Genomic DNA, 26,792 nt, shown 5'->3' on the forward strand with positions numbered 1-26,792 from the left:
CCCACCTGGCCACCTCCGTGACCAGCAGTTACGGGACACCCCTCACCGTGTCCCGAGTACCGGAGCGAGGGCGGTCAGCAGGCGGGTGCCGAGGTCGCGCCTCGCGGCTTCGGTGGCCGCGTGGGCGGCGTCGTCAAAGCCCGTCCAGTCGGTCTCGTGGACGGCGTTCTCGAGCATGGCGAGGTTCAGCGGCTCGTTCGGGTAGCCCGGCCACGCGTCCGCCTCGCGGAGCACCGTCTCCAGGAGGGCGAGGGGCAGCGTACAGCTCTCGGCGAGGAGGACTGCGTCGTACAAGTCCTTGGCCTGCGGGTACATGTCGCAACTCAGCCACATGAGCTTCCAGGCCAAGGACAGTTCCCGGTCCGCGGCCTGCAGGCGAACGCCTGCAACCTCGGTCGGGCGGGGCGGGGTCGGGAGGCGTTCTTGGAACACGAAGTCGAGCTGGACCTGGCCGCCGGGCAGCCCGGGTGCCGTCCACGGCAGGACCAGACGGTGGCCGGGCACCCGCTCGTAGGTCCAGATGTACTCGCAGACGCTGCCGGCCGCCGAGATCGACAGGTCCGTACCCCTCTCGGCGGCGAGGCGCTCCGATGCCTCGGCGATGCCGTCGAGCATGGCGCGGGTACGAGGCTCCTCGATGCGCCAGGTCTCGGGGACGACGACGAAGTCGATGTCCTTCGGGGCGCGGGCGGCCTTGCCGTACCAGGCGGACATCAGCATGCTGCCACGCAGCACGAGGGAGTCGGCCCACGGTGAGCCGGCGACGGCCGCGAGAACGAGCTCGAGGGCCGCGCGTCGGGTCGTCTGCCAGCGGGTCCGTACCTCCGGGTCTTCGACGACGCCGTCAGCGGGGCGGTATGCCTGGTCGAAGTGTTTGAGGGCCGGGTCGAAGACGCGGTGGCGGGCGGCCGGGTCGCCAATGCCGGCGGTCAGGGTGTGCGGGAGCTCGTCCTTGCGGCGCACGTAGTCGGCGCGGGGTTCCGCGCCGGTGCCCGGCCCGTAGGGGATCGACGGAGCCAACGGCTTGTCGTTCATATCATTCATACGGCTTCCTCCAGCCAACCTTGGTCCCATGACAGGTCGCTGTCGGAGAGAACGAACTCCCGCTCCTGCGCGATCAGTTCGCGCCCGGCGGCAACCAGTGCGGCGACGAGCGCGTCGCAGGCGCGTCCCGCCGCGTCCACCGGCCCTGGGTGCCGCTGGGTCACGAAACGCTCGTGCCGACCGCTCTGGCCCGGCAGGACCCGGCGGGCGTTCCAGGAGACATGGGCGCCGTGCGGGGTGACGAGGGCTTCCAGGGCGGTCCGGTCGTACGGTGCGGGCAGCGTCAGTTTGAGGTGGTGCTCGTAGTAACCCCCGCCGGGGCCTGCGGGCTCCGTGCTCCAGGGCACCGTCTCGACCTTGACCCGCACCGCCTCGAAGCCGGCCTCCCGCAACGCGGCCACGACCGCCGGGTGGCTGGTCCGGTCGGGCAGCGTCAGCATCGGCTGGACCGGGGTGCGGCCCCGGGCCAGGACGATGGTGGTGAGCTTCAGTCCCCGGTCCGCCGCCCACGCGCCGAGTCGGGCCCGCTCCTCCTCGGTACGGCACCGGACCGTCACATGCGTCTCATAGACATTGTCGACCTCGTACATCTCGAAACCCTTCGTACATCGAGAAGAGTCTGGCAGAGGGGTGCCGGGGGCTCATCCGGGTTTCCGGGACGGGCCCCCGTAGGCTCGCTGCCGGCGACGATGGGAGAAACATCATGTGGAGATGGGCCCTGGACCGGGCCGGGGTCAGGGAGCCCCGCTTGCGGCGGGACTACACGGAGCAGCGCCGGGCGGTGCGGAGGTTCGCGACGGCCGAGTACGCGGCCGCGCGACTCCTGCTCCCCGCCGCCCTGTTGCCGCACGTCGTGGCCGCCGTCGCGTTCATGCACGAGACCGACGACCGGATCGACCGCGGGGCGATCGATGAGCGGGCGGCCGCGCTCGTGGAGTGGGACGGCCTCGTACGGAAGGCTTTCGCCGAGGGTGACTCCGCCTTGCCCGTGCTGCGGTGTCTGGTGCGCACCGCCGAGCGTCACCCCGACGTGCGGGTCTACGTGGAGGGGTTTCTGCAGGGCTGCGAGCGTGAGGTGACGTGGCGGGCCATCGCGGACGAGGAGGAGTTGGAGGAGTACGTACGGGAGTACTCGCTGCCCGCGCTGATGCTCACGGCCTGTCTCCTCGCGCCCGCGGACGCGGCGGCGCGGGCGGTGTTCACGGACGGCTGCCACCGGCTCATCCGCGCCATGCAGCGTATCGACTTCCTGGAGGACCTCGCCGAGGACGTGGCCGCGGGCCGGCCGGGCGTGCCCGCCGATGCGGTGGCACGCCACGGCGCGGACCTGAGCCGGCCCGGCGTGGCGCTGGACCGGCTTGTCGGCGAGCAGGCGGACCGGGCGGCCGCCGATCTGGCGGCGGCCGGCCCTCTCATGGGCGTGGTGGACGCTTCGTACCGGCCCTTCGTGCGGGCCTTGGTGGGCGTTCAGGGACTCCGGCTCGACGCGGTACGGCGCGCGGGTGCGTCGTTGGCGACGCGGGGCTCCGGTCCGTCGGCTCGGGCGGCCGTCGTACTGCTGTTGCGGGAGGCGGTGGCGCGGGGGCGGTGGGTTCCTCGGGTTGGGTCCTGAGGGGGTGACTCGTCTATCAGGGTGGGGGGAGGGTGGTGGTGTCTGGGGTCGTGGGGGCGCTGGGCGGAGGGGATCGCCTCTGCGGGAACCCCTGTGCTTGCAGTCGGGAGGAGAGTTCCGCCTCCTGTTTCCGCGTGAGGGCCACCCCATCGTGAGTTTCCCGAGTTGCCGGCGCTGAAGAAGAGCTGGCTTTCTCGTCGGGCTTCGGCGTGGATCGTGTGTGGAGCCAGGTCGTCCCGTAGCTGTTTGAACTATTCGTCGTCGCGGACGTCGATGCCGATGCACAGCCCCGGGCTCCGGCGCGCCGGGAGTGCCCTCTGCCCCTGCCTCACGGGCCAGGGACAGTGCTGTTCGTACGAACAGAGCACGGTGGGTGGCCAGGGACCGTCGCAGGCAGGCGCCGACGTAGGCGGCGTCGATGCCGGGCCGCAGCACGCGCAGTCCTTCGCGGTGGTGCGTGGGGGCTCAATCCACCGCGGCTCGGGCGCGATGGTCGTTGATCAGATGCTGGGCCTTCCCACATGCGGTTCTGCCGCGTCTTTGGTGGGTGGCTGGCGCCGCGAGCGGGAACCGCGGGGCGGCGCACCCCGCCACCCGTCGCGGCGGCCTGTCCGGTCAACGGTCCAGTGCGGGCAGGTGGGCCAGGCCGGTTTCGAGCATGATGCGGCCGACCGTCTCCTCCAGGGAGCTGTCGGCGCCTATGACGGTCTCGAGCCCGTCGGCCAGGACATCGCGCGGCCGGTGCCAGTCACGCAGTTGTGTCTCGTCCACGTCGTCGGCGATCGGCTTGGTCGCATGCCGGCTCAGGCGAACAAGCGCTCTTCGTTGCCACCTACGCAGCCATGCAGGGGGCCGAGCAGCGCTGCGTCGACGACGCCTCACCCCATCGCGGGCTATTCCGACATCCGGTCATTGCCGCTTCGCCACCCCCTGACCAGTCGTCAGCAGGATGGGCCCGCCTCGGGAGATTGACGCCGACATGGCCGGGCTCGGGCTGGCACGGGACCCGGCCGCCCGCCCAGACTGACCCCATGGAAACCACGGTGCCGGTGGACGGCGGCGAACTCTGGGCGGACGACACCGGAGGGGACGGACTGCCGATGGTCCTGGTCCACCCCGGCGTCGGCGACTCCACGATCTGGGACCCGGTCCTGCCCGCGCTCGACCCACCGCGCCGGATCATCCGCTACGACGCCCGCGGCTACGGACGTTCGCCCGCGCCGGACGTGGCGTACTCGCCAACCGCGGACCTCAGGGCGGTGCTCGACCACTTCGGGCTCGCGCGGGCGGTCCTCGTCGCCTCCAGCATGGGCGGAGCCGCCTCCATCGCGCTGACCCTGAACACCCCCGAGCGGGTGGCGGGCCTCGCGCTCCTCGTCCCCAGTGTCACCGGCTACGACAGTCCCGCCGACAGGCAGCTCTATCAGGACATCGGGGAGCTCGCGAAGACCGGCGACATGGAGGGCATCGTCCGGCTCGGTCTCAGCCGGTGGGGCCAGGCCGCCGGCGGCAGCCCTGAAACCGACCCCGTCGCGGCCGCCCACTTCAGAGCCGTGCTGCCCGCCTGGTTCGCCAACATCGCCCACCAACAGACCGATCCCCCCACCTTCGACCGCCTCGGCGAGATCACCGCACCCACGGTCCTCGCGCTGGGCGAACTGGACCGACCAGAAGTCGTCCGCTGCAACGAAGAGATGGCCGAGCGGATCCCCCACTGCCGCCTGGTCCGCCTCCCCGACTCCGACCACTACCCCACACTGCGGGAGCCGGAGAACTGCGCCCGACTGATCCAGGAGCTGTACTCCCAGGCACGCTGACACCCGAACGGCGCGCCACCCGGGCGTTGCGGGACCGCGGAGAAGGTGACGGGGACCGTACCGCCGACGTGCGCGGGTACCCGTCGGGAAACGGAGTACGGCGCGAGGTGCAGTGGACGACGGCGGTCGCGTACGTCCGCGTGTACACCCGGAGCGCGCCCGGCCTCGTCCCTTGTCCGCGCTCAGGCCCCTGCAGAGTTTGGTGGCTGTCCACTCACCGACGTAGGGGCAGCGCGCGTCAGAGCAGAAGAACACCTCAAGGTCCTCGATGGGCCTGGCCCCGTGAGCCCCCCGGTGCCGGTCGCACGCTGACGGGAGCTCGATGTCGATCCGCTCTACGTCGGTGCGTTACGCATCGAGGCCATGCGTCCGGGTGTTGTCGGCGCGGAAGGACATACAGCGAGGCCTTCCGCAGCGACGCTGGAGCAGCTCTGGGCTTGTACGTATGAGGCTCGGGCGGCGGAATCCGGTCGGTCAGGGGGTCAACTCCCCCGCAGTGCCGTTTGGTTGATGTCGGGGCTGTGCAGGATGCGGGGGCCCGCTCCAGCTTGGGTGGTGACGGTGAGCATGGCGAGGCCGATGTTCTCGGTCGTCGTGACGTACCGTGGCGCGACGCGCCTCAGGAGCGGGTAGAGGAGGGACAGCAGGGGGTAGAGCCGGCGGTAGGCGGGGGTCCGGGACTGTTCGCCGTGGGAGGCGAGGATGAAGCCGGGCCGGAACATGTAGGCGTGGAACGGCATCGCGAGAAGTTCGTTCTCGGTGCGGCCCTTGACCCGGGCCCACATACTGCGACCGCGCTCGGTGCTGTCGGTACCCTCGCCCGAGACATAGACGAAGGTCAGCCCGGGATCGGCGGGCAGTGCCCGGGCGGCGGCGAGGGTGTAGTCGTGGGTGATCGTGCGGTATTCGTCCTCGCGTTTGCCGGCGGAGGTGACGCCCAGGCAGAAGAAGCACGCGTCGACGGCCGCGAGCTGGTCGGCCACGTCGGTGAAATCGGTGAAGTCCTTGTGGACGAGCGTACGCAGCTTGGGATGTTCGGTCTCGAGCGGTCCGCGGACCACGGCGGTCACGCTGGTGACCCGGTCGTCGAGGAGGCACGCGCGCAGGACGCCCTGACCGACCATGCCGGTCGCACCGAAGAGGAGCACGTTCATCGGGGGTCTCTCCATCGTGGGGGGGGCTGGGGTGGTGTAGCGGCGGGGATTGAGGTGGAGCCGGGGGGGGTGGGTGTCAGGCCGTGGGGAGGGGGAGGCGGGCGCCGGTGAGGTGTTCGGCCTGGGTCCAGAGGCGGGTGTTGGTGGCGGTGTCGCGGGCGCGCTTGGTGGTCCTGGCCGGGCCGGTCGGTCCGACGAGGCCGAAGCGCTTGCCGGGGCCGTAGTAGCCGGCGGGCTCGGCGTCGGGGCTGGTCGCGGCGTAGAGGAGCGGCTCGGCTCCCTGTTCGACACCCTGGGAGGGCAGGAGGTACGCGGCCTCGAACAGCGAGCGCCTCGGCTTGTCGCGGCCCAGGCTCGGACCGGAGCTCTGGAGGTTGGTGCGCGTGAACCCGGGGTGCGCGGCGGTGCTGAGCAGATTCCAGCCCTGCTCGGCGGCGATCACGGCGAGCTGCCGGGTCAGGATGAGGTCGGCGAGCTTGGACTGCGCGTAGGACAGGTTCGGGCGGTAGCGGCGGCGCTCCCACTGCAGGTCGTCGAAGTCGATGCGCCCGTAGTTGGCGGTGCCGCTGCTCATCGTCGCGACCCGGGGCGCGTCGGCGGCGAGCAGGGCGGGCAGCAGGCGGACGGTGAGCGCGAAGGGGCCGAGGAAGTTGCTGCCGAACTGCAGCTCGAAGCCGTCGGCGGTGGTCATGCGGGTGGGTGGCGCCATCACTCCGGCATTGTTGACCAGCACGTCGAGCGGGGTGCCGTCGGCGATGATCCGGTCGGCGAAGTCCTGGACCGAGGCCAGATCGGCCAGGTCGACCCGGCGGACCTCGAGGTTCGCGGCGGGGTGCCGGGCCAGGATCTCGGCGCGCGCCGCCTCGCCCTTGGCGGGGGTGCGGACGGCCATCACGACGCGGGCGCCGGCGGCGGCGAGGCGCCGGGTCGCCTCCTTGCCGGTGCCGCTGTTCGCGCCGGTGACGACGACGAGCTTTCCGGTCTGGTCGGGGACGTCGTAGTCGTTCATGGGGACTCCTCGGATCGAATTTAAGAGACTGTCGGTCTCTTGTAATTCCAAGCTAGCAGACCTCTGGTCTGTTAACAAGAGACCGGGGGTCTGTAGGATGTGTCGTATGACGAACTTCCAGCGCGCGCGCAGCGACGAGCAGCGGGAGATGCGCCGCCGGGCCATCCTGGACACCGCGGCGGCGATGCTGACCGAGATGCCGGTGAACCAGCTCAGCCTCAACGAGCTCAGCCGGCGCGTGGGCCTGGCCAAGTCGAACGTCCTGCGCTACTTCGAGTCACGCGAAGCCATCCTGCTGGAGCTCCTCGACGTCGCCCTGCGCGCCTGGCTGGAGAAACTCGACACCGAACTCGACGCCGCGATCGACACCGGCGCGCCCGCGGACGCACGCGCCACCCAGGTGGCCGACACGATCGCCGGCTCGCTCGCGGAGCAGCCGGTGCTGTGCGACCTCGTCAGCGCCCAGGCCGCCGTCCTGGAACGCAACGTCTCCCCACAGGTCGCCGCCCAGTACAAGCACGCCGCGCTCGCCGGCGTCGCCACCATGACCGCACTCGTACGCCGCCACCTCCCCGAACTCGACGAAACGGCCGCGTTCCGGTTCACGGCCGCCGCCGTCATGGTCACCGGCGCGGTCTGGACCCACGCCCGGCCCTCCGCCGCGATGCTCGCCGCCTACGCCGCCGACCCCCAACTCGCCGCCCTGCGCATGGACTTCGCCCCGACCCTGCGCGACCTGCTCGACGTACTCCTGGCCGGACTGCTCACCGGCGCCCCGCACTGACACGACAGGGCGAGGCCATTACTACGCGCGCTGTCGCCAGCCGCGCCGTCGCCACCGTCCGGCACGCGCCCCGCCGGGGCGGCTAAGGGGTCCCCGCTCAGCCTTGCCCTTACGGGACGTCGGGTGACGGTCGGCGTCAGCGGCCGTCGAAGAGGTCAGCCAGCCGCGACGGCACCAGCGCCATACGGTCGAAGCCGACGACGCAGCCCTCCCCCACGGGCGACTGGACCCCGATGCCGACCCGGAACCGGACGCCTGGCTCACCCGGGAAGGCGAACTGGCGCGCCAGACGCCAGGAATGACCGTCGGGCGACACATGGAAGACGAAGGCGCCGTCGACGCGGCTGACGCGCAGCCATACCGAACCGCGGTCAAGGGGCCACCCCACCGCATCGTCCGAGAACCCGCGCGTGACGACCGAGTACAGCGTGGGCCGGCCGTCGGGCGACAGTTCGAAGTTGAGTTTGGCCCACAGATCCGGCGCCGCCCAGACGATCAGGGCGCCCGCGTCCCACGGCGCCCGGAAGTCCACCCGGACCCGGGCCGAGAACTGCCAGTCACCCGGAGGCGGATCCAGCAGCGCACGAGCCGCGTCGTCACGGACCTCACCCGTCAGGGGGTTGGTGAAGACGTCCGTGCCCGCACCCGCCTCCACGGTCAGGACTTCGCCATCGAGCGCGAGGTCGGCGGGGCGGACCGCCCAGGTCGACGTGTTCGCCAGGGTGGATTCCAAGGTCATGGCGTTCACCCTGCCGACGCCGGACCGCCCGCTCAACCCACTTCGACGAAGATCCAAGAGGCGGCCGCGGAAGTCCACGTACCGCCGACCGGGCACGGGCGCGCTTCACCGGCCCGCCGGCCATCCACCGGGCCCGAACCCGTCCGGGGGCATGGGGCCGGTGGCCGTGAGGGCTGGTCGAGCGCAGCGCCCGAGGAGACACCCGTTGCCGAAGAGGGCCGGTCGGGGTGCCGTGCGTGTCACTGGCGGCGCGGGAGTATGCCCTGTTCGACTCCGCGTAACGCGGCCGCCGCACGGCGTCTGGCCGGTACGCGCCTCCTTGCGGGCCTTGGCTCGCGACGCCAGGCACACCGGCGTGGGTACGCGGCCTCGCGCTCCGGGACCGGCCCGGGGCCGGACCGGCATCGCCCGTCTTCGTCGCGCGCCGGCAAGCGTCCCGTTCCACCCGCGCGACCGACGGCCGCCCGGCGCCCGACCCGGCGACGCCTCTTGGGACGCCAGGGCCCGGACCGGAGCAGCCCCTGCGCGGGGCACTCCGTGTGCGAGCGGACCGGGCGGGCGCCTTCGCCGCTGCAGGCTCGGGTGAGGGGACGCGGCGGCGGAGTTGGAATCGGGTCCGTCCCGGGGGTTGCGCACATGAGGGAATCGTTCAACAATCCTTCACAGTACGCGAGTTACCGAGTGATGGTTCCACGTCTGCGGCAGTCGGCCGGAGAAGAGGGGGAATGTCATGGGGGATCTGCGAGAGGGCGCGCGCTTCGGTGTGTGGGCCGTCGGCGGGATCGTCGGTCTGGCGGTCGTCTACGTGATCGGTGTGTTCGTCTTCGGTGGCGCGGGCTGGATCACCGCGCCGTTCCGGGGCGAGGTGGAAGAGCGGGAGAACACCGTCGGGTCGGGCACGTTCCGGCTGACCACCTACGAGGAGTTCTTCGGCCTGTGCGAGGCCGTACAGAACGCCGAGGGAACGATCCGGGTGCTCCAGCAGGAACGCGGGGCGGCCACGCCCGCGCGCAAGAGCCAGATCGACCAGTCGATCACCGCGCTGCGGGCCAGCCGGATCGAGTCGGTCAACGAGTACAACTCCAAGGCCGCCCAGGAACACCGAACGCCGTTCCTCGACAAGGGCCTGCCGCACCGGCTCGACGCAGACGCCGAGAAAACGACCTGCACCGACTGACACCGGGAAGGAGACAACCGACCATGCACACGATCACACGCGTCGTCGTGGCCGCCTTCTCGGCGCTCGCCCTCGGCACCGGACTCACTGCCTGCACCGCCTCCAGCCAGGACAAGGAGACCAAGGCCAAACAGGACAACTACGACCAGCTCGTGGCGCAGCAGCCGGCAGGCCGCATGGAGTACTCCCCCACCCGCGAGGCGATCAACCAGTGGGTCGAGACCTGGGGCAAGCGCGGAAAGCTCAGTTACGTGTACATCCAGAACGCCAAGGGCGAGTACGGGTACTTCGTCATGAAGGGCCTCCCGGTCCCCCGCTGCAAGATGCTCACACCGACGGAGAGACTCGAGGACACCTCCGACGGCAAAGCGGTCCTGCCGCAGCCCGGAATGGACGGCACGTACTCGACCGGCTCCACCTGCAACGCCTACTACGGATTCGACGCCACCACCGGCGCCTACATGGAATTCACCGTGGGCACCAACCAATCCTTCTTCCTCTTCGACCAGCCCATGACGATGCCGGAGTACGCCAGCGCCACACAGCTGGGCCCGACTTCGGTGAAGGACGTCCCGAAGCAGCCCTGAGCCCGTGTGCCGCTCCGTATGTCCACGATCACGCCCCCGCCCCACATGGGGCGGTGTGGGTCACGGACATGGTGTTCGCGTCGCCGCGTGCGGATGGCGACGCGAACGCTTCGTGGGGAGCCTGCCGGGGAGGAGACCGCCGCCTACGGCCACTGCCCTGCTCTCCCCACAGGAGCTCGCCGAGCGCCTCGCAGCGACGCTGCTGTACGACACGGAGCACACCGTCGTCCCGGTCGGGGAGCACACCGGCCCCTCTCTGCTGGAACTCATGGACGACAACTACGGCGACGCCCTCGACGGCATCGGCCTGCGCCTGGCCACGCGGGGCACTGGACGTACGCGGTCGCGTACGGAGGCTGGCAGGGCGAGTTCGGCCCACTGGCACCGGCCTCGCACGGCGACGCGCACCTCTGCCTCCTGAAGTACGAGGAGGAGAACGGCAAGCCGGTCCCGCCCCAGTTCGAGTACTTCCACGACGGCCGGCTCCTGAGCGGCTGCAACCTGCACCTGGACACCTCGTGGGGCTACCAAGGGATCGAAGGCGACCCCACAACAGCAGCCCGACTGCAGGAGCGGCTGACGGACGCCGGCCTCCCGGCCCCGGAGCGGGACCAACGAGAGGTTCACGGCGCCACGCTGGGCGTGGTCGAGGAGTTCTTCGGGCTCGCGTTGCCACAAGGTCCGGTCGTAAGCGGGACGCTCCCGGCCGTCCTGCTGGAACCGGCCTGATCTTCGCCCGCACCGACGCGAGGAGACAACGCGTATCTCCTCGTCTTGCAGCATCCACCGGGCGGCCTGCATTCGCACGTGCCGGAACTCGCCGACAGCCGTTCCTGGTTTCATCTACGCAACCAGCCGTACCGCCCTGGGGGCTACCACTCCGGGTGGGTACCCCGAGAAAAGGCCTCGGCCTGTGCACCCTCTCACCGTTGGCGTCAACGGTTGCTGAAGGTGTGGGCAAGGCGAATCTCCAGGGGGCAGGCTCACCCACGCAACAGGAGACGAACACCCGGCATTCTGGCAACCGACCCGCGGCCGGGCGGGCGGGCTGCGGACAACCCTCGCACCCAGCCCGACCACCTCGGTGGCGGCAAGACGTACTCGCCGTGGCGTGAGCCTGGCATTTCTGCACGGTCCAGACCTACGGCCCTGGATCTGCCGGCCGAGGTCAGTAGAGCCAGCGGTCCAGGTGCCCTGGCCAGAGAAACCCCTGGTAGCCCTTGAAGGCCGCCAGGTCGATCTCCTTCAGGTCATCGGCCAGCCGGTTCAACTCGGCGAAGGCCCGCTCCTCCTCAGCTTCAGAAGGATCCTCTACAGGGCCGTCCGGCTCGCTGAGAAACTCCGAGGTCCTGACGCGACTGCCGTAACAGTGAAGGACGTTGAGCCACACCCCGACACCCGAGTTGGCGAACCACGCCTCCCGATCCGGCATGACGAAATGGACCGCCCCGGTCTCCGGTTCGACGCCGAACGATGACCGCTCGGCCTGATCATCGGGATCCGCATGGTCGGTGAGACGGTACAGCGGGCCTCGGGACGTGAGCAGGACTGGATCAGCCTCGCTCTGCATCACGACTCGTTCGATGAGGCGCGGAGTCACAGGGATGCCCACCTCGACGAGCTGGGCCTTCATGAAGCCTGGGATCCGCCAGCCGGCCACAATGTCCCGTCCGGCTCGCCTGACATGCCCCAGACCGGCCCACTCGGTGAGCTGGTCGTACGTAGCCATCGAACGATCTTCTTCCGTCGGCTGTGGTCCTGCCCCTATCGAGCCAGTCTCACGTCAGGGCACGACCGCGCTTGCGGGACAGCCCATAAGACCTGTCCGGACAGGTCCGGGCGATCATGTGACCGAGGCAGATGGAGAAGGCGGTCTTGCTGTTTGCTGACGACTTACAAAGACGCCAACTCCACCCTGCCTGTGAATCGGCCACCCACCTGATCGGCGAGCCAATGGACGCGGGCGAGCTGGTCGCCGTTCCGGTTCTGGACGTGCACGTGGATGGTGTGATCCTGCGACGGCTCGTCCTGGTAGAGGTCGCGGGAATTCACTGTCAGCGTGAGGTACGCGTACTTCTGCGAAATCTCCTCCAGCCCCGCTTCGGGAACCGCAGGCCATGCGTTCAAGTCCCACCGAACAGCTGCGGGATCCGGCCCCAGAGCGGCGATGAGGGGCTCGGCTCGGTCCAGCGGACGACACCAGTCGAACACTCGGATCGGCAGGCAGTCTGCAGGGTTGTCGCCGGCCTCCGACGAACCGTGCTCCTTGCCGGCCGAAGCCTGCCATTCGAGGTCGGGCAGTACGTGACGTACTCGGGCCAGGACATCCGGCGACCTGATCACGGCTTCGAAGTCGACTTCTCCCTGATCGATGCCTGCCATGCGCAGCAAGGTCCGCACCGCACGTATCGCTTCAGTGAGGTCAGTGGTCGTGAGGACTGCAGCCGCGGCAGAGTTACTCATCCCGGAACCATAAGACGGCACTCGCCGACCGGCCCGAGCGGGTGCCGACCCGTCTCGCACTGTCAGGACCGGAGCCACATGCAAGTGACCTGCAGTGACGGTGCCGAGGAAGACGTCACCCCACCAGGTGGGCTGCTCCGGGCGCTGGGCTACCCACAGCGTCCAGCTCGCCCTGGTTCGACGGCTCGGCGGTGCGCTGGGCCGAGTAGGTACGTCGGTGGTGGGAGGAGGAACACGAGCGTCAGGCGGCCGAGCAGCGGGCACGGTTCCAGGGGGAGGCGTTCCCGGTTGCTTGCGGGGATGGTCGAGATGCCCCGTGAAAGACTCGCCGACATGATTGTCGAACGTGCATACGCGCATGTGGGCTCGCGCGACGACGCCGAGTGGCCGTGGTCCGTCCCGTGTGTGCGCGATCTCATGGCCGACGGAGTGCGCTTCACCGCTCCGGTGACGTTCCTCGTCGGGGAGAACGGCTCGGGTAAGTCGACTCTGGTCGAGGCACTTGCCGAGGGCTTCGGCCTGGACTCCTGGGGAGGCTCGCACGACTGGCGCTATGCCAGCCACCGTCCCAAATCGTCGCTGGGTGAGAGGATCCGCTTCGACGCGGCGCCGCGCGGCCGGGCCATGCTGGGCAGCTGGGCCGCCCGGAAGGGGTTCTTCCTGCGCGCCGAGACCGCCCTGGACGCGCTGGACCGGGAAGGGTTCTCCCCGGACTCGGTCAGCCACGGGGAAGGCTTCCTCGCCGCCTTCCGGGGCAAGTTCCTCCAGGCCGGGCTCTACGTGATGGACGAGCCCGAGGCAGCCCTGTCGTTCACGTCCTGCCTGGAGCTGCTCGGACACATCGACCAGCTGGTGAAGAACGGAGGCCAAGTGATCTGCGCCACCCACTCACCCCTGCTGACCGCGCTGCCCGGAGCGGACATCATCGAGGTCGGCGACCACGGGCTCCGCCGGACCACCTGGGACGAACTCGCGCTGGTCGACCACTGGCGGCGCTACCTCGCCGACCCGCGGTCCTACCTCCGGCACGTCCTCGACTGAGCATGCCGACACGCTGGAACCGCCAGCAGCCGAGCGCGAGGACGGGGCCGACGGCGAGGATGAGCGCGGGGCGGCAAAGCCGGCGGGGTGATTCGTCCCGTTTCCGCACCGACGAGGGCCGCGGCGGTCAGAATGCCGAGCAGGCCGGGAAGCATCGCAGGGCCCAGGTTGACGGCGGTGGTCCGGAGCCCGGGGGCCAGGCCTGCCCGGACCGGCCATGGCAGACCTTGGGGGCGAGCGCGGGACGGACCTCCCGCAGGTTGGCCTCTGACCTGGGAAAATGAAAGATCACCAAAGCCGGGGTTCACACTCCCGGGTGCACCTCCGGTCCCCCGCCGGAAGCAACCGTCCAGACAACGGTTCAGCCCCCACCCGGAACAACACCCTCGCACCCTCCACCACGGCGACCCCGGAGGCTGTCCCGTTCGGCGGACAGGTTCCCTTGCGGTCTCCCCGGGTTGGGGACCACCCCGACCCACTTCGCCCGCCGACTCCGCAGCACACCGAGCGCCCGGCCAGACATGTGACCTACTGCCACAGGTCCGCGCCGTCGCGTCCACTGGGGTCCATCGTCAGCAGGTCCTCGTGAAGGCCCGAGAGGAGGCGACCGGTGGGAGAGCCGTCCTCACCGGACTCCACGACCGCCCAGCCGACATCAGTACTGGACACGTTCACGTCCCCGCCGCAATCGAGCTCGTCGACCACAGCGAAGACGGCTTCGTAGGCAACGGCCCGAGCCAGGAGCACCAGGTCGTCCTTGTCCGCACCTGCATCCAGCAGGCGCCGAGCCGCCGCCACTTGTTCCAGAGCTCCGGGGCCTGCCCAGCCGTCGATCGCACCACGCCACAGGGAACGGAGCAGCACGAAGCGTGCCAGCTGCGGCTGGTTGTCATCGATCTCCGACCTGGCCCAATCCGGAGCGTCAGCAGCACCGAGAGCCTCGAATCGCGTCCGAAGCGACTCCGCTGCGGCCCGCTTTGAGGGAGCAAGTCCGGACAGCCACGACTGCCATGTCGCCTCGACATCATCCATCGCACCAGGATGCCGCACCAGCCACCCACGACCGACGAGGTCAACAACTCACGCAAGCGCGGTCAGAGCCATTCTCGCGGAGCGTCCTCCGCGTTCGGGCAGGACCTGGGACTGGAAGAGGAGTTCGGCCGCCCCGGCGGTCAGGTCCATGCAGCCGTGTTCGTCGATGCGGAGCAGCAGATCGACGCGCGGATGCGGACAACCAGCCGCCGCGGTCCACCGAGGAGCGCCCCACTTCAGTTGCCGGGGCGGCCGGAGCAGCCCCTACGCCCCTTCGAGTCGTGCCAGGGCGAGGGCCAACGGAAGTGTGACCGCGGCGACCGCGACCCCCGCCGCGGCCAGCCCTCCGCGGATCTCGCGCTTACCACGAATCCCCAGGTAGGCCGCGATCAACGGAAGCACACCGCACAGAAGCAGGCTGAAGTGCCAGCCTTCCTCACTGAGGAAGAAGACCATCGCGCCCACACAGACCGGTACCGACGCAACCGTCAACACACGGCTGCGCGTAAGGAAGAGTTCGAGGTCCTCGACTCCACTGAAGAAACTCACGACCCGACCCCTGCCACCGTCACGCCTGTCACCAGTCATCGTAACGACCGCCCGTCCTGACGAGCTCTTGCGGCCCACCGGTGGCCGTCCCCGGCGTCAATCAGGAGTCAACAGGCCACGCTCACGCAGGCGCGGAGGTCGCTGGGATGGCACCAGGTAAACGGACGGCGGTGAGTTGTGCCGTGGCCGGTGGGGCGTGGGTGAACAGTCGCCGGACTGTCCGTCACTGCGGCGAACCGGCATTCAGGATAAGGACGTTCCCGAATCCTGGAGGGGTCCATGCCACGCTGGAGAACCGTTCTCACGACTGTGTCCGCTGCCGCTCTCGCCGCTCTGTTCCTCGCGCCGACACCTGCCCAGGCGGCGCCCGGCGATCACGAACTCGCGTACCGCTGGGCCCCCATCCACTACCAGGACAGCTCGTCGTCCAACTACCGGGCGGACTATCTCGCCCCCGTCGACTTCGACGGCAACTGGAACACGCTCGACAACTGGGACAACCTCGGGGCCCATGCCGCCGGGTTGAAGGGAACGGTCTACTACTCGGTCGCCGAGACCAGCACCCACTGGTATCTGACGTACGCCTTCTTCCACCCCCGGGACTGGAAGGACTCCCCACTCAACTTGTTCTCGCACGAGAATGACATGGAGGGGCAGGTGGAGGTCGTACGCAAGGATGGCAGCGCGTACGGCAGGCTGGAGGCCGTCGTCACGCTCGCCCACGACAACTTCTACTCGTATACGCCGCCCGGCAGCCCCTTCACCGACGGGCAGGAGAACATCGATGCCTCCCTGGTCATGCAGGGCTTCGACGGCGCCGACCACCCGACGAGCTTCCAGGAGGCTCGCGGCCACGGCGCCTACGCCTGGGACGGGGCGGAGTTCCCCGGCGGTGACGGCATCGTCTACCGTCCGAGCCGCGGAGAGGGCTCCGTACCGGCCGGCGGCAACGACCGCGCCGCGACCTACGGGCTCGTCGACCTGACCGGCGCCGGGAGCCTGTGGGAACGGCGCGGCAACGCCGAGACCTATGCCTCCTGGGGCACGTTCCGCGGCGACAACGGCAAGGACAACGCGGCACACGCGCCGTGGGCCTGGGACGACGGAAACGACGGCAGCGCGCTCCAGGCGGGGGTGATCGTCACCGATCCCGCACTGCTGGTCTCCACGTACTTCGACAACACCGGCGCGCTGGACCTGACCTACCTGCGCAACCCCTTCCGTTCCTGACGCCGCACCGAACCGAACCGGACGCCCGGCAACCGCCATTGTCGAGCGGGGTTGCGTTGAGCTCGTTCCACAGAGCGTCGAGTCCAGCCCCAGAGCGTCCAGTCCAGCTCGGAGGGCGCGATGAAGGCGCTGGAGGAGCTCGCCACGGGGGCATTGTTGAAGCATAGATTTTATTCCTAGGTGCTTAGTGGAGAGCTTGTCCGACCCCTCCACATCAGACAATCGAACGGGCGTCTACACGAATTGTTCACGCCATGTTTCGGATGGGATCCCGAACCGCTCCGAAGAGATGGTTAAGATCACGGCGTGATTACAGCCCGGTCGCGCTCGAGTGCGCCGCACCACCGCTCGTCAGCGGGGTTGTGGCGTCTACTCGGCCTGGCCGCGCTGCTGTTCGGCCTGATGGTCGGGCACGGAGTGGACGTGGACGGAGCCGCGGTTGTCGCGTCGCACGCGACGACCAGCGCTTCCCACAGCGTTGAGGGAAATTCCGGTCACCATTGTCCGGCGCAGCCGGCACACGAATGCACGCCAAGGCCACCGGCGGGAACACTGGCACCCCATACGCCGTGCTCCTCGCGACAGTCCGATGCGCCTTGCCTTGCCGCGCCCGCCATCCGGATCGACACCCATGCGGTCGAGGCGCGCACAGCGCCGTCGACCGCCCCGAGAGCCTCGACCATCCTTCAGGTGTAGAACGCCCCGCCGCCCACTCCCCGCTGCCCCGCGCGAACGCGCCCCCGGGCGGCGAGCCGAGCGGCGCGTTCGATCCCATGCCCTGACTCTCGCGGGTACCGCTCCCTCCACCGACATGGAGACCGAGACGGTACGGCCCCACCCGGAGGAACTGTGCCTCGCCATCCCCATACGCAGTTGCTCGCCACTGTGATCGGCGCTCTACTGCTGTCGGCATTCCTCTGCTTCACGCCTCTCGGGGAAGCCGGGCACCACCACTCCGTAGCCAGTGGTGGTGCCGTGGCCACCATGACCCTCAGCCACGATGCCGAGCAGGCGGAACACCGGCCCCCGCAGCACCGGCACCACAACCACGGCGCCGATTGTTCTTCGCCGGGCGTCTCGTCCCTGACCCACCTCGGGACGCGGCACGTGCCCGCTGCCATCGCGCTCCCCGCGCCCTTCGGCGAGACCGCGATCGCGCCGGCCACCCAGGGCCGGAACCCGCCCGGCGACCTAGCGCCGGCGGCCCGACCAGGGCGCTCGACGCAGATCCGCTTCTGCATGTGGCGCATCTAGACCGTTCGAATCCCGGCCGTGAACGACGCGGCCGTCTCGCGAACGAGTACTCGACGCGCACCACTGACATGAGAGCGGAACATGCACTCCTCGACCACCGACGTCACACCCCCCACCCGCTCCGCCCTGTCCGGGCTGTCCGGGCTGGTCGGCAACACTCCTCTCCTCCACGTCTCGGAGCCGCTCGCCCCGGCTGGCCGCGGCTTCTGGGCCAAGCTGGAGGGCTTCAACCCCGGCGGCATCAAGGACCGCCCGGGCCTCCACATGGTCGAACGGGCCCGCGCCCGTGGCGACCTGCGCCCCGGCGCACGGATCATCGAGTCCACCAGCGGTACGCTCGGACTCGGCCTAGCCCTCGCCGGCATGGTCTACGGACACCCCGTCACCCTGGTCACCGACCCGGGCCTGGAGATGTCCATGACGCGACTGCTGACCGCGTACGGAGCCCAGGTCAACGTGGTCTCCGAGCCGCACCCCACCGGCGGCTGGCAGCAGGCCCGCCGGGACCGGGTCGCCCAACTCCTCGCACGGCACCCCGACTCCTGGTGCCCGGACCAGTACAACAACCCGGACAACACCACCGCGTACACCCCGCTCGCCCTCGAACTCGCCACCGAACTCGGCCACATCGACGTCCTGGTGTGCAGCGTGGGGACCGGCGGGCACTCGGCCGGAGTCTCCCGCGTCCTGCGTCAGCTCTACCCGGACCTGACCCTGGTCGGTGTCGACACCATCGGCTCCACGATCTTCGGCCAGCCCGCTCGTACCCGGCTGATGCGCGGCCTCGGTTCGAGCATCTACCCGCGCAACGTCGCGTACGACCAGTTCAGCGAGGTGCACTGGGTGGCCCCGAGTGAGGCGGTGTGGAGCTGCCGCCAGCTCGCCACCTCCCACTACGCGACCGGCGGTTGGAGCGTCGGCGCCGTCGCCCTGGTCGCGGGCTGGCTCTCCCGCGCTCTGCCCAAGGAGACCCGGATCGCCGCGATCTTCCCCGACGGACCGCAGCGCTACCTCAGCACGGTGTACGACGACGACTACTGCGCCGCCCACGGCCTCCTCGACGGCCCGCCCGCACCCGAGCCCGATGTCATCGGCAGCCTGGACGAGAAGGAGGTCACCCGCTGGACCCGATGCACCACCGTCGTCGACCCCCTCACCCTCACCGCTGAGCACCCGGCCGCCGACGACGCCGCCGACTCCGAGCCCACGGACACCGCGAAGGTGCGGGCCTGATGAAGGGCACTCTCTCCGATTTCCGTTCGTACGAACGCAGTGTGCGTCTGCTGATGGTGAATCAGTTCACCATCAACCTCGGCTTCTACATGCTGATGCCGTATCTCGCCGCCCACCTCGCGGGCCCCCTCGGGCTGGCCGGCTGGCTGGTCGGGCTCATCCTCGGTGTACGCAACTTCAGCCAGCAGGGCATGTTCCTGGTCGGCGGCACGCTCGCGGACCGGCTCGGCTACAAGCCGATGATCATCGCCGGTCTCGCCCTGCGCACCGCCGGCTTCGCGACCCTGGGACTGGTGGACTCCGTGCCCGCGCTGATCGCCGCCTCAGCTGCGACCGGCCTGGCCGGCGCCCTGTTCAACCCGGCCACCCGCGCCTACCTCGCCGCGGATTCGGGTGAGCGCAGAGTGGAGGCGTTCGCCCTGTTCAACGTCTTCTACCAGGCCGGCATCCTGCTCGGGCCCCTGGTGGGCATGGTGCTGACCGGGGTCGACTTCCGCGTCACGTGCCTGGTCGCGGCGGGCATCTTCGCCGTCCTGAGCGTGGTGCAGATCCGCGCCCTCCCGGCGCGCCGGGCCAAGGAGACGAAAGGGAGGGAGGGACCTAGCGTGCTGGCCGAGTGGCGCGGCATTCTCGCCAACCGCCCGTTCCTCCTCTTCTCCACGGCCATGATCGGCTCGTACGTCATGTCCTTCCAGGTCTACCTGGCGCTTCCCCTGGAGGTCCGACGTCTCGGCGGCGAGGGTACGTTCGGCACTGCGGCGGTGGCCGTCCTCTTCGCCGTGTCCGGGCTGAGTACGATCCTCCTTCAGACGAGGGTGACCGCCTGGTGCAAGGCCCGCATGGAGCCAGGGCGGGCTCTCACCTGGGGTCTGCTCACGATGGGCGTAGGGTTCGTGCCCCTGCTCGTCGCCTCCGCGGTTCCCGTACCGGGCGAAGGCATCGGCCTGTGGCTGCTGGCCTCCGTACCGCCGACGCTCGCGGCGCTGCTCCTGGCCATGGGCACGATGATCGCGTACCCCTTCGAGATGGACACGATCGTCCGACTCTCGGGCGACCGCCTCGTGGCCACGCACTACGGCCTCTACAACACCATCTGCGGAGTCGGCATCACGCTGGGCAACCTGCTGACCGGAGCGGCTCTCGACGCCGCCCGGAAGGCCGGCCTGTCCGCGCTCCCCTGGCTGGCGCTCACCGCGCTCGGCCTGGTGTGCACCGCCGCCCTGTACGGGCTGCACCGCACCGGCCGACTGGCCGAGCCCCCGTCAGTGGCTCGCCCGGAGCCTCTGACCGTCTGACCTGACACCCGCGGCGGGGGGCGGGCGCCCACGAAGCGCCCGCCTCCGTACCGCCGTACACACATTCGGAAGCGAACCTCGACGACCGTCCCGGCGCGGAAGGCGCGCACCACCGTGCGACTCCTAAGCGCTCGTCTTGCGGGACAGGCTGTCTCTACTCTGAGCGGAGCGGGACAGCGCAGTACCCGCAGGTTGCGGAGCCGTGGCAGAGCGGCCCAATGCGATCGGCGTGAGCGATGCCCCACTCACGCCGACTGATGGGGATCGGGCGGGCATGCCCCTCCTCGTCCGCGGGTTCGAATCCCGCCGGCGCCGCAGCCGAACGCACCATGCGGTCCGCACCTCTCGAGCCGTGCATCGTGCCTGCTCGGCCCGCCCGCCTAATGGTGTGTCAGCACAGGATGTGGCGGCGGGCCTTCGCCAGGAGCGGGTCGAGCGGCCTGCGGCACGCCTCGCACACGAGGGTGCCCGCAGAGACCCGGGGCGGGGGCACGGGGGCAGGCGCCCGGGACGCCCGCTCATGGGCCGCGCGGACGGCCTGAGCGTGCCGGACCACTGCGTCCCGGCGTTCCTGTGCTTCCCTTTGCGCCTCATTCTGAGAGTCGAGAATCCGCTTGTGCACGTCCTCCGGCAGCACCGCACCGTGCGCCGCCAGGCCGAGGGAGTCGAGCGGCATCGTCACCTTTTCCAGCTCGTCCAGCGCGCACGGCGGATGGTGGAGCCCGTACATCGACAGGTCAGGCGCCTTCCACCACTCACCCACCTGCCGGTGCGGGCGGCCCAGCGATGTCGCCGCCTGGCTCTGGGAGACGGAGTAGAACCACACCGGTAGGCCCTCGTCGAGCACGATGTGTGGAAAGTGCACCCGAGGCCGCCAGAACCAGACGTCGACCACGCCCTGGCGGACGTAGTCGCGGTGACGCTGCCTCCAGCCGTCATCGGTCATCAGCTTGCGCTGCGCCTCCAGCGCGATCTTCGTACCGTCCTCCAGCAACACCTCGACGTCGGCCCGCCGGTCACGGTCCGGCGTCCACTGCTCCAGCCGTACCCGGGCAACCCCAGGCCTCGACCGTGCCCACGCCGCCAGCGTGTGCTTGGTCGTGATATGCCAGACGGTCTCCGGGCCGTGGCCGCCCTCGGGAGCCTGGCCAGGCGGGTGCGCGAAGTGCCGGCGGACCTTCCCGCCCAGCCGCCCGCGCGTCACCAGCGGCACCCTGGTGCCTACCGGGACCTCGAACCCGTGGAAGCAGTAGAAGCACACCAGCTGGCCCGTGCCGCCGTACCCGAGCCGCTTCCACAGCTCAGGCGGCCCCTCGGCGATGTGCACCTCTCGCCGGGTCTCCAGATCGAAGCCGACCACAAGTAAGTCGTCCTGCACCGTGCCCTCCCCTGCATGGCGAGGCCGCCCCGACGGCCGCAGCCGGGGCGGCCCTGGTCCCCCGTATCGAGCCGCTACTTCATGAGTGCCACGACCAGGCTGTCGTCGATGCCGCCGAGACAAGACCGCGCTGATGGCCGCGGGCGTGCGCCTCCAGGGCCATGTGCGCGGAGTGCCGAGCACCGAATGTTCGGTGCTCGAACATGATCGGCAAGTCCATGTCTTGGACGATACGGCAGCATGGCCGGCGAGCGGAAGGGATCTTCAGGCCGCGCGGCTCGGACTGAGGGCGCAGCGTGTGATGACAAGCTGCCGCCACCGCCGAACGCCGGTGAGGTGCTCCTGTCCGACGGCGGCCGCTCGCTGCCATGTCACGAGTCCGGCTGGGTGAGATCGGTCCGTCCCGTTCGCAGACCTGTGGCTGCGCCTCGTAGACCGGGGCTGCCAACGAGGAACCCCCGCCTCGGCGCCTCCGAACCGGCGCTGGGAAACCCTGGAGCCTCCTGACGGTTCCCGCAGTCATCGCTGTGCGGCGGGGCGGGCGAGAGCTCCCGAGAACTGCCCGACCGCCGGGGCGGGGTACGGGCTGCAGGTGCTCCGCGCCCCGGTTCAACGGCGTCTGTGCAAGGGGCGGCCGCGTCCCGGCCGGTGGGTGGGCTGGTCCGGCGGGGGCATCGGCGACAGTGGTGACCGGCCTGGCGCCGCGGGTCGGCGGGCCGTCCGGCGTGTGGGTCGCGAGTTACGGAACCACTTGGCGAGCCACGCTCCAGGTGCTGGTGAACTGCTTGTAGAAGTAGACGAACCAGTCGGCGTCACGGTCGGCTTCGACGGTGAAGGTCGGGCGCAGGGTGTGCTTGCCGTGGAAAGACCCGAGCCGCAGGTCCATGCGCCCGCTCCTCCCGTCGGGGTCATAGGCGTACAGGGTGTACGGAGCGAGATAGTCGATGACCCTGACTTCGACCTGTCCGGGTACCTGGTGCGCGATGCGAGACAGCGCCGCGATGTTGGTGTCCAGACCCTCGCGCATTTCCTCGAGGTCCGCACGGGGTCCGGCGCGGAGATGTGCCATCGTCATTGCGGCACTGTCGCGTTCGATGAGCAGGACCTTGAACCGGACTCCATTCTCTACCGAGAGCTTGATCTCTTCCTTCAGGTAGGGAATGTGCATACCCAGCGTCGTGCCCAGGAGCCAGACCTCGGTCTCCGCCTCGCTGATCAGGCGAGCGACTTCCCCGACGTCATCCATCTCGGTGAAGAACCGCTCCGCCGCAACGGGCCCCTGCTCGTGCCCCGCTCGGGTGGGCCTCGGCAGACGTGCGAGGGCGGCATGCCAGGCCGCGACCTCGTCCTGGCTCACTCCGGTCCCCGGTCGTGTGCAGTAGTAGCGGAGCACGTCATTCAACAGGTCGCCGCGCGGGGGCCGCTTGCCGCTGAGGACGTCATTGACGCTGGAGCGGGGCAGGCCCGCGCTGTTCCACTTCGCCCAGCTCTGCATATCGCGCAAGGACGGGTTGCCGGCGGACTGATGCAAGGCCTTCAGTACTTTCACGAACTGCTCGATGGTCTCCACTCGGGCAAGTTCGGTGATTCGCTCGTCCGGGGTCATCCTGAAACCTCTTCCTGGATGTGTGTCAGGGAGCGGATCAGGAGCCGATCCCTCCCTCAGACCCTAGGAAGGCGTCGCTGTGTCCGGCACCACTTTTGCCCAACCCCGGACGCACCCGGACACCCGGACACACCGGACCACCGGACCCCCGGACCCCCAGACATCCCGGATACCCGGACACCCAGACATCCGGATACCCGGACACCCGGACAGCCTCACGGAAACCACTCTGACCCGGACTCCGATCCTGGTTTCGGTCGGACAACCGGTCGGCCTTGATGGAGGGCAACCGAACATCGAGGAGATCCGATGCCCCCTCTCGACGACCTTGTCTGGATCCCTGTCATCAGCCTGACCTTGCAGTTGGTGGATACCGTCGCCGCCCTCACCCCGCTCCTGGTCACCGCCCTGCAGAAGTGGCGGTGGGGCAAGTAGCCGATAGGCAGACGAATGGGCCCGGTCATCGGCCGGGCCCTTTCCGCATGATCCAGATCGTCACACCGTGATGCGCCGCGAGGCGGCTCCCGAGAAGGCGGGGAGCAACCGCAGAGGCTTGATGATGTCCCTGACCCTGGAGCCGACCCGGCGGCATGTTCGTGCACGTGCGTCAGACCGTCAGACGCCCCGAGAGCATCGTCAATTATGGCAGGGCCAGACCCCGAAGGAGGTCGTGGAGATTCCGCTTTCGACTCCGATGGTCAGGTCGCGGTGGGGATGTGACGTGCTGCTGCGAGTTGGGCCATCGTCCGAAGTCTCGCGAAGTAGGAGGCGCAGTACTCCGAGTTGATCAGGGACGCGATCTTGTCCAGGTCGGCGATGCACGCCCAGAGGATGGCAATGCCGCTGTCGTCGAGCCCGCCGTTCAGCTCTCTCAGGACGAGGCCGGCGACGTCGGCGTCCAGGAGGATCAGCTCCACGCCCTCGATGTCGACGCCGCGGAAGCTGTCGGGGTACAGCGCGCGCCGGTGTTCCTTCCAGAGCCGGGCGAGCAGCTCTTCAGGTTGTCCTCCCTTCCCCTCGACCGCTGTCGCTTCTACCTCACGTGCTGGGCGAAGGAGTAGGGAAACGGCTTCGAAGACGGCGCGCACCATGTCGATGGCCCCGGTCGGGCCGAGGGAGGCACTTGTGACGGCGCCCTGCGTGAGGTTGTCGCGCAGCAGCCGGCTGCGGTCGAGTTCGGCGGCGAGTTCGACCGATATGAGCCCTGCGTCGGTGGCGCGCTCGATGAGTTTCTGGAGTGGTTCGTCGATGGCCAGACGCTCGACAAGGACGTGCTCCAGGGCGAACAGGGAATGCGTGACGGCGACGGTGGCGAACTCGTACCGGTAGTAGGAGTACCGGATGAGTTCGCGGGCCGTTTCCAGCGCGCTCATGACGTACATCGACGCGTCGGTGGGCAGAACCAGGTCGCCAACCAAGGTGTGCATGCCCGCATAGTCGAGAACGACGCCGCGGGCACGCGGGTCCTGTACTGGCAGAGGGAGCGGGCCGGGCAACGGCGGCAGGCTGTTCACCGGTGCAGTCTTGTCACGTGAAGGCTGCGGGTGCCAACGGATTTGCTCGGGGCGGTTGGCGACCCGGTGCCGCACGTCGCAAGCTGCCAGGTCGGACCTTGAAGAACGAGCCTACCGGCCACGCCTGTGGGTCGAGCGTACGGTTCATGAGCCGCCTGGCAGCTCAAGGACAGACCCCGGCCAGGTACCACGCGGGGCGAGCTTCTGATTCAGGTGTGGCGGCATAGGCAGGGCACACCGCTGGCGTTACGCCTCAGGCGTGGGCGAGGAGCGCCTACTCGGGACGCCCTGCCCCAGGAGGAATCTGTGACAGTCGCCTGGGAGGCGCAGGACGAGGCGGCCAGCTGTGCGATCGTCGATACCAGCAAGTACCAAGGGCTCGCCGCCCTCGTGTGCGGCGCCCGGGCAGCGTGCAGGTTCCCTCGAGGCACGCGAAGCGGGTTGGGACTCGCTATCGGAGCCCTAAGACATGGCACAAAGCGGGCTCTGGCCGACATTCAGTGGGAACTCACACCAGGAAGCGTGCCCCGCCGGGTCGGTGCGGCCTGGTGGACTCTGCAGCTCGGGCCGCAGACCATACTGGTCGAGCCCCGATCACCCACTGGACGGTTCCATGGCCAAGAGCAGCTCTTCATCGACCACTGTCCCTGTTACCACGTGGCTCGGACGTGGACGTCACCTCGGTCCCGAGGCCGAGCGGGACGTCCGACGCAATCTGCTCGCTCTCAAGGCGGCCAGGGTGATCGACGACTTCCTCGACCTCGACCCCGTCGAGTCGGCCCGCTCGACCGACATGTTCCCGCGGGACGAGTCCGCCGACCCTGGCCCCTCGGCCCGCCGCGTGTTCGAAGCACGCTGGCGCGTCTCCGGCGACGTCACGGTGCGCGCTCAACTGACGACCTACGAGTCTGATTCCCGCCGCAGCGGCAACGAGAGCGAGGTCGCCTGGGTGCTGGCCGCCGAGGCGGAGCGGGCGTGGGAAGCGAGCTGGCCTTCACCCGCCACCGTGTTCTGGCCCGACAGCGACCAGGTCGCCTGGGATCACGACATCGTGCCCGGCGGGCGTCTGCGATCGACCAACTACCTCCCCAAGGACGATGGCGAGTTGCGGCGCCTGCTGCGGGACTGCGCCCGGCAGAGCTGGTTCATCCATGTCGTGGTGCACGAGGCGATGACGCCGGATGCGCTGGGGCGGCGGCCGGTCACTGCATGGTTGCCGCCGAGCCTCAAGCACCAAGTGATCGAGCACCGGGCCACGCCGGAGCAGGCGTTGATCGCCGACTTCGCGATGAAGCGTGAGCTGGGCGTGGGGCTACCGCGCGGCGGGGCCGTCGTCCTGCCCCCCGTACCGCAGACCGGCGGCTACGAAGCGGAACGCTTCACGGTGGGCAACGTCTTCCTCGACGGTACCGAGCCGACCGGACTCCTGGAAAAGATCGTGGAGTTCGCCTCGCTGCCACGACCGCTGCCGGCCGGCGCCGAACAAGCGCTGACACGACTGCACCAAGGCTGGCACCTGCTCACCCCCGACGAGGAACTCGTCCACGCACGGGCCATGGTCACCTGGTACGCCGAAGCGCTCAAGGCCATGACGGCATCCTGCGACCTGTACCGAGAGGCAGCCGAATCGGCACACGCCGCGCTCTCCGAAGCCACGAGCGGCAACAACACACCCAGGACACCCTCACCGGGGGCCGAGCCGGGCGCCTCACCTCTGAAATCCCTCACGAAGTCGCTCGCCCTCTTCCGCAGGCCTGACCGATAGGCCGTGTATCGCAGGTGGCTCTTGAGCGATGGATGCTCTGGCCATGGGACAGGGAGATCTCCGTGGCTGTTGTCGTTCCGAACTTGGGGAGTGCTGGTCGAACGGGAGTCACCTGAACTCCTGACCCGACCGGTCCTCCCCCGCCATCGTGACCTCCGCGTCCCTCACATCGAGCGGCAGCATGACCGCGCGCACCGGGTGGAGGTCACGTCGCCGAGGTGCCCGGCCGCACGGCGAGGCCAGAGCGCCCACAGGCACGACGCCTGGCGTACCGCCACCGCCGGCGCCCTCGCAGCAGTGCACACCTTGTCACCCGAGCGGTGGGAGGCGAGGATGTCTGCAATGGCCAACCGGCGGCGACTGTGAAAATCGCTGTCCGATCACCGGAGCACGTTGATAGACACCCGGCGTGGCAAAGAATCTTGAGTTCCCTGACCTGTTGCGACTGATAGATGAACGGTCGACCGCCTTCCGCGCCGTGGTCGCCGCCGCGCCCGGTCTCGACGCGC

General features: G+C 69.3%; 25 protein-coding genes, 1 tRNA gene and 1 pseudogene. 14 read left to right on the top strand and 13 right to left on the bottom strand.

The features are described from left to right. Positions 1–42 precede the first annotated feature (42 nt). Positions 43–1,044: a nucleotidyl transferase AbiEii/AbiGii toxin family protein gene (locus AB0F56_RS33925; RefSeq protein WP_362016839.1), complete on the bottom strand. Its 1,002-nt coding sequence runs from the start codon at positions 1,042–1,044 to the stop codon at positions 43–45. After that, the gene (locus tag AB0F56_RS33930; protein WP_362016841.1) at positions 1,041–1,634 is read right to left on the bottom strand and encodes a hypothetical protein; all 594 of its coding nucleotides are present in this window, start codon (positions 1,632–1,634) and stop codon (positions 1,041–1,043) included. Before AB0F56_RS33930 ends, AB0F56_RS33925 begins: the two co-directional genes overlap by 4 nt. A gap of 113 nt (positions 1,635–1,747) precedes the next feature. On the opposite strand from AB0F56_RS33930, the gene AB0F56_RS33935 reads away from it, so the two are divergent. Then, a complete protein-coding gene (locus AB0F56_RS33935; protein ID WP_362016843.1) occupies positions 1,748–2,656 on the top strand; it encodes a squalene/phytoene synthase family protein in 909 nt (302 codons plus the stop codon). Between the two features lie 615 nt (positions 2,657–3,271). On the opposite strand, the pseudogene AB0F56_RS33940 reads toward AB0F56_RS33935, so the two are convergent. Beyond that, a pseudogene (locus AB0F56_RS33940) lies at positions 3,272–3,463 on the bottom strand (kinase); the annotation flags it as partial. A 224-nt stretch (positions 3,464–3,687) separates the two neighbouring features. On the opposite strand from AB0F56_RS33940, the gene AB0F56_RS33945 reads away from it, so the two are divergent. Then, positions 3,688–4,473, top strand: a complete 786-nt coding sequence (locus AB0F56_RS33945) for an alpha/beta hydrolase (protein WP_362016845.1) — start codon at positions 3,688–3,690, stop codon at positions 4,471–4,473. Between the two features lie 482 nt (positions 4,474–4,955). On the opposite strand, the gene AB0F56_RS33950 is transcribed toward AB0F56_RS33945, so the two are convergent. Both AB0F56_RS33950 and AB0F56_RS33955 read right to left on the bottom strand, forming a co-directional pair. Then, positions 4,956–5,627, bottom strand: a complete 672-nt coding sequence (locus AB0F56_RS33950; RefSeq protein WP_362016847.1) for an NAD(P)H-binding protein — start codon at positions 5,625–5,627, stop codon at positions 4,956–4,958. Between the two features lie 76 nt (positions 5,628–5,703). Then, positions 5,704–6,636: an SDR family oxidoreductase gene (locus AB0F56_RS33955; RefSeq protein ID WP_362016849.1), complete on the bottom strand. Its 933-nt coding sequence runs from the start codon at positions 6,634–6,636 to the stop codon at positions 5,704–5,706. 106 nt (positions 6,637–6,742) lie between these two features. Here AB0F56_RS33955 and AB0F56_RS33960 point away from each other — a divergent pair, with 106 nt between their 5' ends. Beyond that, a complete protein-coding gene (locus tag AB0F56_RS33960; RefSeq protein WP_362016851.1) occupies positions 6,743–7,420 on the top strand; it encodes a TetR family transcriptional regulator in 678 nt (225 codons plus the stop codon). Between the two features lie 136 nt (positions 7,421–7,556). On the opposite strand, the gene AB0F56_RS33965 is transcribed toward AB0F56_RS33960, so the two are convergent. Next, entirely contained in the window at positions 7,557–8,159 is a 603-nt protein-coding gene (locus AB0F56_RS33965; RefSeq protein WP_362016889.1) for a DUF1349 domain-containing protein, read from the bottom strand. A 730-nt stretch (positions 8,160–8,889) separates the two neighbouring features. Between AB0F56_RS33965 and AB0F56_RS33970 the strand changes: the two genes are divergently transcribed. The 3 genes from AB0F56_RS33970 (at position 8,890) to AB0F56_RS33980 (ending at position 10,344) form a co-directional block, all read left to right on the top strand. Beyond that, entirely contained in the window at positions 8,890–9,336 is a 447-nt protein-coding gene (locus AB0F56_RS33970; protein ID WP_362016853.1) for a hypothetical protein, read from the top strand. A 23-nt stretch (positions 9,337–9,359) separates the two neighbouring features. After that, positions 9,360–9,923, top strand: coding sequence for a hypothetical protein (locus tag AB0F56_RS33975; protein WP_362016855.1), 564 nt, complete (start codon positions 9,360–9,362; stop codon positions 9,921–9,923). Between the two features lie 112 nt (positions 9,924–10,035). Continuing rightward, positions 10,036–10,344, top strand: coding sequence for a hypothetical protein (locus AB0F56_RS33980; RefSeq protein ID WP_362016857.1), 309 nt, complete (start codon positions 10,036–10,038; stop codon positions 10,342–10,344). Between the two features lie 747 nt (positions 10,345–11,091). Here the strand turns inward: AB0F56_RS33980 and AB0F56_RS33985 are convergent. Both AB0F56_RS33985 and AB0F56_RS33990 read right to left on the bottom strand, forming a co-directional pair. Beyond that, positions 11,092–11,652, bottom strand: coding sequence for an SUKH-4 family immunity protein (locus AB0F56_RS33985; RefSeq protein WP_362016859.1), 561 nt, complete (start codon positions 11,650–11,652; stop codon positions 11,092–11,094). A 164-nt stretch (positions 11,653–11,816) separates the two neighbouring features. Continuing rightward, entirely contained in the window at positions 11,817–12,386 is a 570-nt protein-coding gene (locus AB0F56_RS33990) for a hypothetical protein (RefSeq protein ID WP_362016861.1), read from the bottom strand. 333 nt (positions 12,387–12,719) lie between these two features. Between AB0F56_RS33990 and AB0F56_RS33995 the strand changes: the two genes are divergently transcribed. After that, positions 12,720–13,427 (top strand): AAA family ATPase, encoded by a 708-nt coding sequence (locus AB0F56_RS33995; protein WP_362016863.1) that lies wholly within the window; start codon positions 12,720–12,722, stop codon positions 13,425–13,427. 528 nt (positions 13,428–13,955) lie between these two features. Here AB0F56_RS33995 and AB0F56_RS34000 read toward each other — a convergent pair. Then, a complete protein-coding gene (locus AB0F56_RS34000) occupies positions 13,956–14,459 on the bottom strand; it encodes a hypothetical protein (RefSeq protein WP_362016865.1) in 504 nt (167 codons plus the stop codon). A 264-nt stretch (positions 14,460–14,723) separates the two neighbouring features. Then, a complete protein-coding gene (locus tag AB0F56_RS34005; protein ID WP_362016867.1) occupies positions 14,724–15,008 on the bottom strand; it encodes a hypothetical protein in 285 nt (94 codons plus the stop codon). A 309-nt stretch (positions 15,009–15,317) separates the two neighbouring features. On the opposite strand from AB0F56_RS34005, the gene AB0F56_RS34010 reads away from it, so the two are divergent. The 5 genes from AB0F56_RS34010 (at position 15,318) to AB0F56_RS34030 (ending at position 20,335) form a co-directional block, all read left to right on the top strand. Then, positions 15,318–16,238, top strand: coding sequence for a hypothetical protein (locus AB0F56_RS34010; protein ID WP_362016869.1), 921 nt, complete (start codon positions 15,318–15,320; stop codon positions 16,236–16,238). Positions 16,239–17,213: 975 nt separating this feature from the next. Further along, complete coding sequence (locus AB0F56_RS34015) at positions 17,214–17,492, top strand: hypothetical protein (RefSeq protein ID WP_362016871.1); 279 nt, start codon at positions 17,214–17,216, stop codon at positions 17,490–17,492. Positions 17,493–17,573: 81 nt separating this feature from the next. After that, positions 17,574–18,725, top strand: coding sequence for a PLP-dependent cysteine synthase family protein (locus AB0F56_RS34020; protein ID WP_362016873.1), 1,152 nt, complete (start codon positions 17,574–17,576; stop codon positions 18,723–18,725). After that, the gene (locus tag AB0F56_RS34025) at positions 18,725–20,020 is read left to right on the top strand and encodes an MFS transporter (RefSeq protein ID WP_362016875.1); all 1,296 of its coding nucleotides are present in this window, start codon (positions 18,725–18,727) and stop codon (positions 20,018–20,020) included. The genes AB0F56_RS34020 and AB0F56_RS34025 overlap by 1 nt, the downstream gene beginning before the upstream one ends. A gap of 196 nt (positions 20,021–20,216) precedes the next feature. Then, positions 20,217–20,335, top strand: a tRNA-OTHER gene (locus tag AB0F56_RS34030). Between the two features lie 76 nt (positions 20,336–20,411). Here the strand turns inward: AB0F56_RS34030 and AB0F56_RS34035 are convergent. Further along, positions 20,412–21,398, bottom strand: a complete 987-nt coding sequence (locus tag AB0F56_RS34035; RefSeq protein WP_362016877.1) for a competence protein CoiA family protein — start codon at positions 21,396–21,398, stop codon at positions 20,412–20,414. A 739-nt stretch (positions 21,399–22,137) separates the two neighbouring features. After that, positions 22,138–23,004, bottom strand: coding sequence for a hypothetical protein (locus AB0F56_RS34040; RefSeq protein ID WP_362016879.1), 867 nt, complete (start codon positions 23,002–23,004; stop codon positions 22,138–22,140). 309 nt (positions 23,005–23,313) lie between these two features. Here AB0F56_RS34040 and AB0F56_RS34045 point away from each other — a divergent pair, with 309 nt between their 5' ends. Then, the gene (locus tag AB0F56_RS34045) at positions 23,314–23,439 is read left to right on the top strand and encodes a hypothetical protein (RefSeq protein WP_362016881.1); all 126 of its coding nucleotides are present in this window, start codon (positions 23,314–23,316) and stop codon (positions 23,437–23,439) included. Positions 23,440–23,702: 263 nt separating this feature from the next. On the opposite strand, the gene AB0F56_RS34050 is transcribed toward AB0F56_RS34045, so the two are convergent. Continuing rightward, a complete protein-coding gene (locus AB0F56_RS34050; protein WP_362016883.1) occupies positions 23,703–24,518 on the bottom strand; it encodes a hypothetical protein in 816 nt (271 codons plus the stop codon). Between the two features lie 613 nt (positions 24,519–25,131). Between AB0F56_RS34050 and AB0F56_RS34055 the strand changes: the two genes are divergently transcribed. Then, the gene (locus AB0F56_RS34055) at positions 25,132–26,283 is read left to right on the top strand and encodes a hypothetical protein (RefSeq protein ID WP_362016885.1); all 1,152 of its coding nucleotides are present in this window, start codon (positions 25,132–25,134) and stop codon (positions 26,281–26,283) included. Positions 26,284–26,792 lie beyond the last annotated feature (509 nt).

This window comes from Streptomyces sp. NPDC026092, assembly GCF_040638605.1.
Taxonomy (GTDB): Bacteria; Actinomycetota; Actinomycetes; order Streptomycetales; family Streptomycetaceae; genus Streptomyces.

Excerpts from the sequence above, each read along its gene's own strand:
- AB0F56_RS33925 (WP_362016839.1), bottom strand. The coding sequence starts at position 1,044 with ATGAATGATATGAACGACAAGCCGTTGGCTCCGTCGATCCCCTACGGG.
- AB0F56_RS33930 (WP_362016841.1), bottom strand. The coding sequence starts at position 1,634 with ATGTACGAGGTCGACAATGTCTATGAGACGCATGTGACGGTCCGGTGC.
- AB0F56_RS33935 (WP_362016843.1), top strand. The coding sequence starts at position 1,748 with ATGTGGAGATGGGCCCTGGACCGGGCCGGGGTCAGGGAGCCCCGCTTG.
- AB0F56_RS33945 (WP_362016845.1), top strand. The coding sequence starts at position 3,688 with ATGGAAACCACGGTGCCGGTGGACGGCGGCGAACTCTGGGCGGACGAC.
- AB0F56_RS33950 (WP_362016847.1), bottom strand. The coding sequence starts at position 5,627 with ATGAACGTGCTCCTCTTCGGTGCGACCGGCATGGTCGGTCAGGGCGTC.
- AB0F56_RS33955 (WP_362016849.1), bottom strand. The coding sequence starts at position 6,636 with ATGAACGACTACGACGTCCCCGACCAGACCGGAAAGCTCGTCGTCGTC.
- AB0F56_RS33960 (WP_362016851.1), top strand. The coding sequence starts at position 6,743 with ATGACGAACTTCCAGCGCGCGCGCAGCGACGAGCAGCGGGAGATGCGC.
- AB0F56_RS33965 (WP_362016889.1), bottom strand. The coding sequence starts at position 8,159 with ATGACCTTGGAATCCACCCTGGCGAACACGTCGACCTGGGCGGTCCGC.
- AB0F56_RS33970 (WP_362016853.1), top strand. The coding sequence starts at position 8,890 with ATGGGGGATCTGCGAGAGGGCGCGCGCTTCGGTGTGTGGGCCGTCGGC.
- AB0F56_RS33975 (WP_362016855.1), top strand. The coding sequence starts at position 9,360 with ATGCACACGATCACACGCGTCGTCGTGGCCGCCTTCTCGGCGCTCGCC.
- AB0F56_RS33985 (WP_362016859.1), bottom strand. The coding sequence starts at position 11,652 with ATGGCTACGTACGACCAGCTCACCGAGTGGGCCGGTCTGGGGCATGTC.
- AB0F56_RS33990 (WP_362016861.1), bottom strand. The coding sequence starts at position 12,386 with ATGAGTAACTCTGCCGCGGCTGCAGTCCTCACGACCACTGACCTCACT.
- AB0F56_RS33995 (WP_362016863.1), top strand. The coding sequence starts at position 12,720 with ATGATTGTCGAACGTGCATACGCGCATGTGGGCTCGCGCGACGACGCC.
- AB0F56_RS34000 (WP_362016865.1), bottom strand. The coding sequence starts at position 14,459 with ATGGATGATGTCGAGGCGACATGGCAGTCGTGGCTGTCCGGACTTGCT.
- AB0F56_RS34020 (WP_362016873.1), top strand. The coding sequence starts at position 17,574 with ATGCACTCCTCGACCACCGACGTCACACCCCCCACCCGCTCCGCCCTG.
- AB0F56_RS34025 (WP_362016875.1), top strand. The coding sequence starts at position 18,725 with ATGAAGGGCACTCTCTCCGATTTCCGTTCGTACGAACGCAGTGTGCGT.
- AB0F56_RS34040 (WP_362016879.1), bottom strand. The coding sequence starts at position 23,004 with ATGACCCCGGACGAGCGAATCACCGAACTTGCCCGAGTGGAGACCATC.
- AB0F56_RS34045 (WP_362016881.1), top strand. The coding sequence starts at position 23,314 with ATGCCCCCTCTCGACGACCTTGTCTGGATCCCTGTCATCAGCCTGACC.
- AB0F56_RS34055 (WP_362016885.1), top strand. The coding sequence starts at position 25,132 with ATGGCCAAGAGCAGCTCTTCATCGACCACTGTCCCTGTTACCACGTGG.